Genomic DNA, 370 nt, shown 5'->3' on the forward strand with positions numbered 1-370 from the left:
GGAAGGACGCGGCAAGAACGCTGCGAGAGAAGTGTGAACGGAGCATGGAGAGCCTCTGGAGTTCGGTTCTTTATCGTTGGATCCCGACCCTGCATTCAAGTGGGATCCCACTTTTATACAAAAGTTCATCGTGGATGCAAGTGCATTCTCAATTCATCGATTCAGTAGTTCGCAAGGACGCCCTGGCGGACGACTTCGAGATGATCGGTCATGGCTCGGCGAGCCGCCTCGGCGTCGTTAGCGGCCAAGGCAAGCAGGATCGCTCGATGTTCTCGCACGCCCGGCTTCGCGCGCACGACAGGCAGCTGTCGCTCGAAGATCGTTGTGTAGCGTCGCATCTCCCCGATCGTGGTTGCCATAAAGGGGTTGC

Annotated in this window: 1 protein-coding gene; it reads right to left on the bottom strand. The window is 57.3% G+C overall.

Annotated elements, in window-relative coordinates; genetic code table 11:
• Window positions 1-161: 161 nt before the first annotated feature.
• Window positions 162-370: FCD domain-containing protein (locus tag AF337_RS27325; RefSeq protein ID WP_152971214.1), on the bottom strand; the 209-nt coding region annotated here is incomplete at its 5' end.

The organism is Rhizobium ecuadorense (genome assembly GCF_001187535.1).
Classification (GTDB): Bacteria; Pseudomonadota; Alphaproteobacteria; order Rhizobiales; family Rhizobiaceae; genus Rhizobium; species Rhizobium ecuadorense.